Genomic DNA, 9,172 nt, shown 5'->3' on the forward strand with positions numbered 1-9,172 from the left:
AATTACTTAAAAATGATACAATAGGAATAAATGATAACTTCTTCGAACTAGGAGGACATTCAATACTGGCGACACGCATGTTGTCTCTACTGCGTAACAGACTGGGAATAGAAGGAGGAATAAAAGAACTGTTCCTGCATCCTACAATTGAAAGACTTTCGACATACCTGTCAACCAATAAAACAATAAAAGTATTACCTCCAATTCACCGACATATAATCCAGCAAGGGGAAAAGATACCATTATCTTATGCACAGGAGCGGCTTTGGTTTGTTGAAAAGTTACAGGGAAGCTCTCCTTATCATATTTCAACAGCATTAAAACTAAAAAAGAACGTAAAAACAGATGCACTTGAGTATGCTCTTAAAAAGATCGTAACAAGACATGAGGTACTAAGGACCGTAATCGTTGAACAGGACGGCATTGGTTATCAGCAAGTGAAGAGTGAGCAGGATTGGCGGCTCCGACTGATCAAAATAACCGACTGGAATGAAGAGCAGGTTGATAATTATATTAATGATTTCATTGCCAAACCTTTTGACCTCCGGAATGATTACATGTTACGGTCAGAGCTCTTACAAGTCGACGAGGACGAATACATTCTGCTTGTTGTAATGCACCATATTGCCTCGGATGGGTGGAGTCATTCCATACTGGTAAAAGAGCTTACAGAATTATACAAGTCATCAATTGAACAAAAGCCATCCAATCTTTCTAATCCAGCAATACAATACAGCGACTATGCCATCTGGCAACGTACATACCTGGAAGGAGGAGTAATGGCACAACAACTGGAGTATTGGAAAAGTAAACTTGCAGGAGTCCGCCCCCTCGATCTGCCTCTGGACCATGTGAGACCTGCCACTCAAAGTGGAAGAGGAGCCAGCTCACATAAAGTTTTAACAGAAAAACTGGTCAAAGAATTACAACAACTGAGTAGACAGGAAGGTGTCACGCTCTATATGGTTTTGCTTAGTGCATTCAAAGTATTGCTGTATCGATACAGTGGTTTAGAAGATATTGCAGTTGGTACCCCCATCGCCAACAGACGACAGCAGGAAACAGAATCACTCGTAGGATTCTTTGTCAATACACTCGTAATCCGCAGTGAACTTAAAGCCGGGTTATCCTTCAACGAATTGCTCAAACAAGTAAAAGCAACATTACTGGAGGCATACGATCACCAGGACGTGCCTTTTGAAAAAGTAGTCAGCGAAGTGGAGGTAATCCGCGACATGAGCCGTACTCCGCTATTTCAAGCCATGTTTGCATTGCAGAATACGCCCGACCTACCAGATTTCCACTTAGGAGGCATTGAACTCTCCTTCAAAGAGCTGGCTAATAATACAGCCAAGTTCGATTTAAGCATAACAGCTATTGAAAATAACAGCAGAATATATTTAGGGATAGAATATTCCACCGATCTGTTCGATGGGGATACCATAGATCGCATGATGGAGCATTACGAACGGCTACTGACGGCCATTGTAGAAAACCCTTCAGCAAGTCTTGCGTCACTACCATTGCTCAGCAATAAGGAAGCTATTGAACTCATCAACAACTTCAATCCAACAACCGCAGTTTATCCTAAAGAAAAAACCATCACCCAGCTATTTGAGCATCAAGCCGCTCTCACTCCAAGTGCTACAGCACTTACAGACGGGCGACATGTCATCACTTATCAGCAACTCGAACAGCAAAGTAATCAACTTGCCCATTACCTCATACAAAAGGGCGTCCAAAGACATGATCTCGTCCCACTCCTCTTACACAGAACACCACGTATGATCATAGCCATCATGGCTGTTCTTAAAGCAGGAGCAGCATATGTGCCCATAGATATCGCATATCCACCTGAAAGAATACAGTTCATTCTTGCAGATACCAATGCCAAAGTAGTCATTTGTGATGAGGATACGATCCAACTGCCACAAGATATCACCAACATCAACCTCCTGCAACAACAGAACTATATCGAACTGCTGCCGACATATAAGCCGCTTATCAACACCAGCTCTGCGGATATTTGTTATATTATTTACACTTCAGGCACCACTGGAAAACCTAAAGGAGTAATTGTCAATCACAAAAATGTTGTCAGATTACTCATTACCGATCAGCCCATTTTTGATTTCAACGATAAGGATGTCTGGGTCATGGCTCATTCCTATTGCTTTGACTTCTCCGTTTGGGAAATGTACGGAGCTCTCATCAATGGAGCAACGCTCGTCATCGCGTCTTTACAACAGGTCAGGGATATACAGGCATTCCACGAGCTCCTTATAGCACATAAAGTTACTATACTCAACCAGACACCAACTGCATTTTATGCGCTTCAAGAACAGGTGTTACGCACTCAAAAAAACCTCTCCATACGTTATGTCATATTTGGAGGAGAGATGCTCACCCCCTCTAAGGTGAGGCCATGGCAACAGCGGTTTACAAATACATGCCGGCTTATCAACATGTATGGTATCACCGAGACCACTGTCCATGTCACTTTCAAGGTACTCACTGATGCAGAAACAACGACTGCCACCAGCAATATAGGAAAACCTATTCCGACATTGAACTGCTACATTCTTGATCAAAATGGCCAAGTATGTCCCGTTGGCGTTATGGGAGAGATTTATGTAGGAGGAGAGGGGGTAGCAGACGGCTACCTGAACAGGAAGCAGCTCACCAGTGAAAAATTCCTCAAAGACCCATTCAGTCATACCCCCCAAGCACACATGTATAGAACAGGCGACCTCGGAAGGTGGCTCACGTCAGGCGACATAGAGTTCCTCGGCAGAAGGGATGAACAGGTTAAGGTCAGGGGATACAGGATCGAGATGGGAGAGGTCGAAAGTGCGCTGCAACAATGTATCGGTGTGACAGCCTGCGTCGTCATTGCCGAACCTGACTCTACCGGCTCAAAAAGACTCGTCGGCTATGTGGTGCCAGCCGATACTTACGACAGGGCACAAGTCATGCAGACTATGCGCTCCGTCTTGCCGGAATATATGGTTCCAACCTTCATCATAGAAATCGATGCTATACCAACCACAACAAATGGAAAAACCGATAGGGCAGCGCTGCCAAAACCAACAGCAATAAAAACACAGAACAATTATCAACCGCCTACAACTACAATCGAAAAGGAACTTGCCACTATTTGGCAGGACCTACTTAAGAACGACAGAATAGGAGTTCACGATAATTTCTTCGAATTAGGTGGGCACTCGATACTAACCATCCAAATCGTTACGTCGATAAAACAGAAGCTGGGTTATGAAATTCCCGTCAACCTGCTCTTCCGTAATCCTACCATTAAGACGCTTAGTGAAGAGCTCGCAATATTTCAGAAAAACTTATTACCTGATATAGTCAAAGCACCTGATGCCGAGAGCTATGATGTTTCGGATTCCCAAAGACGATTATGGATGATAGAGCAGATAAATCCCTTAGCTAAAAAAGGGTTTATAATTCCTGTTTCATTTGTAATCGAGGGGCATCTTGACATAAATATCTTATTAAAATCTTTTCAACGAGTAATACAAAAACACGAAATACTACGAACAAACTTCATTGAGGTATACGGAGAGCCACGCCAGATCATTCACAATACACCAAAGACCCAATTAGTCTACTATCCTAACACAACTGAGCAGGAAGCTATTCATGCAATGCAGCAAAACGCCATGAAGGTATTTGATCTTGAAAAAGACCCATTAGTCAGGGTAGCTTTATTTGGAATTGGCACCAATAGAACAGCTTGTCAGTTTTGCATTCATCATATCATTTTTGACGGCTTCTCGATGGAGATAATGACAAAAGAAATAAGTTCATTTTACAAACAGGAAAAAGCTGAAGAATCAGTTGAGAATGTGCTTGAATTTCAATATAAAGATTATGTAGCATGGTATAGCAGGTGGCAACAAAACGCCTGGGTCATACAACAAAAACAGCTATGGCTTAATGAATTTTCCGGCAAACTACCCTTGCTTCAGCTTCCGACAGATTATTCAAGACCCGACACCATGAACTTCGAAGGCGATGTGGTGTCAATACAATTGGAGAACGAACTATTAAACAGCATCAGGAAAAAGGCCGCCGACTGTGAAACAACAGTATTTGCTTATTTATTTGCCGCCTATACTATTCTTCTACACAAGTATTCACATCAACAGGATGTGATAATTGGCTTCCCTTTTCATGGTCGCACCAAAGAAGAGCTACAACCGATGATAGGCATGTTTGTAAATATGCTTGCGGTTCGCAGCTTTATCAATCCGGAGGAATCATTTAAAAAGTTTCTTCAGTATCAAAAAGAAAAGATAGAAAAAGCAATCACTTACAGTGACTTTCAATACGACGAACTGGTTCACGAACTGGGCATTGGCATTCAATCCAATCGCAATCCGTTGTTCGATGCGGTATTTGTAATGAACGTATATAATCACAAACAACCTGACGAAGGACGACCTGAGCAATCATTCAAGCTAAGCCCCTTCATCTCAACGGCTTCTTCTTCCAGATTTGACGTAATGCTATCTGCCACGGAATACAATAACTTCCTGGATATAGTATTAACGTACTCAACCAGCCTGTTTAAGAAAGAAACAGTAGCAATTACCTTACAACATTATAAAGCTATTCTTGAAACGATCACCGGAGACATTGAAACATCAATAAAGAATATCCTGACTAATGATTCACTCGGATTAAATCCAGTTCCGGAGCTTGACACAGATGATTTTGTTTTTAACCTGTAAACTGAAGTTATGGACTTTGATTCAAACAAACCGATCCTCTTATTATTGCTTCCCTTTTGGACGCCTTCCATTCCACCTCTGGGCATATCCTGCCTGAAGAGTCATTTGAAAAAAAATGGGTTTCATGTAGTAACAGATGATGCGAATATGGTTGTTCAGTTCAGAGAACGGTATGATGAATATTTTAATACAGTTGAATCTTATGTACCTAAATACAAACGAGGCAATTTTTTCAATATCGGCATGGAAGTGATGAGAAACCACCTGATGGCTCATATTCACTATACTGACCAACTGGAATATGAAGAATTGGTAAAGATTATTTTCGAGCAAACATTCTATCTCCGTTTAGAAGACGACCAAGTAAGAGTATTGAATAAAATCCTCGATCATTTCTACGAAGACCTTTCCAAGTATGTACTTGAATTGATAGAAAAGATAAATCCTACTGTATTCGGCTTATCTGTTTTTAGCGGATCGCTTCCTGCTTCACTTTTCGCTTTTAAACTTGTCAAAAAGAGTTTTCCACATATAACGACCGTAATGGGAGGAGGAACTTTCTCGATGGAATTGCATAAGGATTCTCCCAACTTCAACTACTTCCTGGAACGGGCTCCATATGTAGATAAAATTTTCATTGGAGAAGGAGAAAACCTTTTCTTAAGATTCCTACAAGGTAAACTTCCTTTAAATCAGCGTGTATATACACTTAGGGACATACCAGATGGTAATATAGAAATCCAATCTGCGGTGGCACCAGATTTCCAGGACTTCAATCTTCAGGCATATCCGCAATTGGGAGCATGGACTTCCAGAAGCTGCCCCTTTCAGTGCAGTTTTTGTTCAGAAACGGTACACTGGGGGAAATATCGCAAGAAAAATGCCTCTCAAATAGTAGAAGAGTTGAAAGCAATGTATATATCACATGGCACCCAAGTATTTATGATGGGAGATTCACTGCTTAACATTGTAATAGACGATCTCGCAAATAAATTCCTTGAAGAGGATATTTCCCTTTATTGGGATGGCTACCTCCGTGCAGATCCACCTGTATGTAATGTAGATAATGCCATCCGGTGGCGAAGGGGAGGGTTATACCGTGCGAGGTTAGGAGTTGAAAGTGGTTCGCAGAAGATACTGGATATCATGCATAAAAAGATCACCGTTGACCAGATCAGGGCATCTGTGAAAGCATTATCCCATGCAGGTGTAAAAACAACTACCTATTGGATTGTGGGCCATCCGGGGGAAACAGAAGAAGATTTTCAGCAAACCCTTGACCTGATAGAGGAACTAAAAGACGATCTCTGGGAGGCGGAGTGCAATCCATTTAGCTATTACCTTACCGGGCAGGTGGATTCAGATCTATGGATGTCGGAATACAAAAGGGTGCTTCTGTATCCTGCAAGCAGCCGGCATATGCTTATCACAGAAACCTGGCTGATGAAGGATTGTCAACCCACCAGAGAAGTTATCTATGACAGAGTGAACCGATTTGTAGAGCATTGTGCAATGCTCGGCATTCCTAATCCTTACTTCGAACATGAGATATATAAAGCAGATATGAGATGGAAACAGTTGCATAAAAATGCAGTGCCGGCTCTGGTTGAATTCAAGAATGGAGCTATATATCTGGATGAATGCAAAAAGATCAGAAAAATTGAATCTGTAAAAAGTACTTATCAGGACGAAGGGGATTTTAATTTCTAAAGTGTTTTTACATTAATAATTGAATGCAATGACAAAAAGACCAGGACAATTGGAAATTGCGGTTGCAGCTAATCAGTTTGTCAGAGAGAAGAAATACTGGACCGACCACCTTCAGGACATCGACAATAGCACAGGATTTCCGAGCGACAGGTTGACAGGAAAGGCTAAAGATAGCTGGAAAACATATGAGCATATAACCTGCTCCGAATTGAACAGCACAATGACAAGAGCCATGAATAACTCTTTTCAAAGGCTTCACATGTTGCTCATGGCCGGGGTAACTGTCCTACTTTACAAATACACTAACGAAACAGACTTAACTATTTCAACTCCAATCTACAACCTTGAGCATGATACTAACTACATTAATAACACTTTATTAATAAGGCAAAAATTAAGACCAAATCTATCATTTAAAAACTTCGTTCTCAACACCAGGGCTACCATTATAGAAGCAATAGAAAACCAGAATTACCCCATCGAAACACTTATCTACAACATCGCCCAAGGCTCAGGAAACATAAGCATTGAATCTTTTGGCGTATCAATAGTCCTTGAAAATATTCAACAATCTGAATCGCTAAATCGGTCAAACAATAACATATTATTTAGCTTTTTAAAAACAGAGGAGAATATACACTTAATCGTTTCTTATAACTCTTCCATTTTTATTGAATCAACGATCACTCGTATCGTCAGACACTTCGAGGTATTAATGTTGCAATTATTAAAAAATCCTGACACTTCATTATCCGACGCCAGAATGATCAATAATGAAGAAATAAACTATATCACCAATGTCTTCAATCCAATAAAACATGACATCAGGCAAACCAACGTAGTTACTCAATTTGAGCATATAGCAGCATTATACCCAGACAACATCGCTCTTAGGTATAGAGATAAGGAAATATCCTACCGATCACTTAATACTTACTCCAACCAACTCGCAAACTACCTATTAAAAAAATACAATCCGGACAAAGAAGCTGTAATAGGAGTGATGATTGAACGATCCGATATTCAAATGATCACAGTACTCGCTATCCTGAAAGCCGGATGTGCATACCTCCCAATAGATGTGGAATATCCCGAACCGAGGATTGAAGAGATTATAAAAAACAGTGCATGTGGCCACGTAGTCACGTCAACAGGCAGTCATAGATTCAACGAATCAATCGCCGCTTCTTTTATTAATTTTGATGATTTCTATAACACAAAAGAGAATTACACCTCAGCTAATCCAGATATCGAAATAGAGCCAGATACACTTGCCTACATTCTTTATACGTCTGGCTCAACCGGAGTTCCAAAAGGTTGCGAAATTGAACATGGTAACCTTTCTAATTATATCAATTGGGCAAACAATTATTATTTTTCTGACCTTGATAAGGTAAACATGGGAGTGTTTACTACTTTATCCTTCGATTTTACTATCACCAGCCTTTTCTGCCCCTTGCTTAAAGCAGGCACACTGACTATTTTTGAACAGGAAGCTTTGATTCCCGATATCCTGAAAGAAATCATTTCTACAAGAATAGAAATCAACGCGATCAAATTAACGCCTTCACATGTCAGTTTATTAAAATACCTGCCAGATACTTCTACATCCATTAAGAAGGTAATACTGGGTGGCGAGATGGTTATAACCAAACACCTTGAAATCCTGTCTGCCCAAATACCCTTTGCTCAAATATTCAATGAATACGGACCTACAGAAACTACAGTTGGTTGTATAGTTAAAGAGCTTTTTGATTCTGATGATAAAATATTAATCGGTAAACCGATTGATAACACAGGTATATTTATAGTAGACGAAACACTAAATCAGCTTCCTATTGGAATATCTGGTGAAATCCTCATTGAGGGCGCAGGTGTAGGGCGCGGCTATAGAAATCAGCCAATCTTGACAGAAGAGCGATTTGTTAGTTTCCTTCTTCCTGATGGATCGATTACACGAGCGTATAGAACAGGTGACGCCGGACGGTGGCTGGATGATGGAAATATAGAATTTCTGGGCAGAAAGGACAAACAGGTAAAGGTCAGAGGCTACCGTATTGAATTAGATGAAATAGAGAAATATTTACAACAGTATCCCGGAATACAAGAGGTTGTTCTGATTCAAAACAAACAACATGGTGCCGACGAAGGTATTCTGGCTTGTTTTGTCGCATCTGAAGTATTAAGAATAGATAAGATCAGACAATACTTATCAAACGTGTTACCGCGGTTCATGGTCCCTGATCAGTTTCTGCAAGTAGACGCATTTCCACTGACCATTAATGGAAAAATTGACAAGAGAGCATTATTACTCAGCAGTAAAGACAACCATTTCTCCGACTTTGTAGCTCCTGCCAACGAAACAGAAAAAAAACTTTGTCATATCTGGCAAGAACTACTCAGAGTTGAACGGATAGGAATTAATGACAACTTCTTTGAGTTAGGGGGACATTCATTAAAAGCCACACAACTGGTAGCCGTTCTGCACCAGGATTTCAACGTTTCTATCAACCTGAAGCAATTATTCGAAGCACCAACCATTGAATTGCTGGCTAAAATAATTATCAGTTCTACCCAAAATGTATTTAAGTCAATTCCTCTAGCTTCCTCAAGTGACAGTTATGTGCTATCTCATTCCCAGCGCCGCCTCTGGGTGTTAAGTCAGTTTGAAGAAGCTTCCGTAGCTTACAATATACCAGCCGCCT

3 protein-coding genes are annotated in these 9,172 nt (G+C 40.7%); all 3 read left to right on the forward strand.

Translation table 11 applies throughout. From position 1 onward, the window contains the following. Positions 1-20 precede the first annotated feature (20 nt). Positions 21-4,757: an amino acid adenylation domain-containing protein gene (locus AC5JBY_RS00005; protein ID WP_495902478.1), complete on the forward strand. Its 4,737-nt coding sequence runs from the start codon at positions 21-23 to the stop codon at positions 4,755-4,757. Positions 4,758-4,766: 9 nt separating this feature from the next. Beyond that, positions 4,767-6,467 carry a B12-binding domain-containing radical SAM protein gene (locus AC5JBY_RS00010; protein ID WP_495902476.1) on the forward strand — a complete coding sequence of 567 codons (1,701 nt, stop codon included), beginning with the start codon at positions 4,767-4,769 and terminating at the stop codon, positions 6,465-6,467. Positions 6,468-6,495: 28 nt separating this feature from the next. Beyond that, positions 6,496-9,172 (forward strand): non-ribosomal peptide synthetase (locus AC5JBY_RS00015; RefSeq protein WP_495902477.1); only part of this gene is annotated, 2,677 nt, incomplete at its 3' end.

The organism is Paraflavitalea sp., assembly GCF_059502485.1.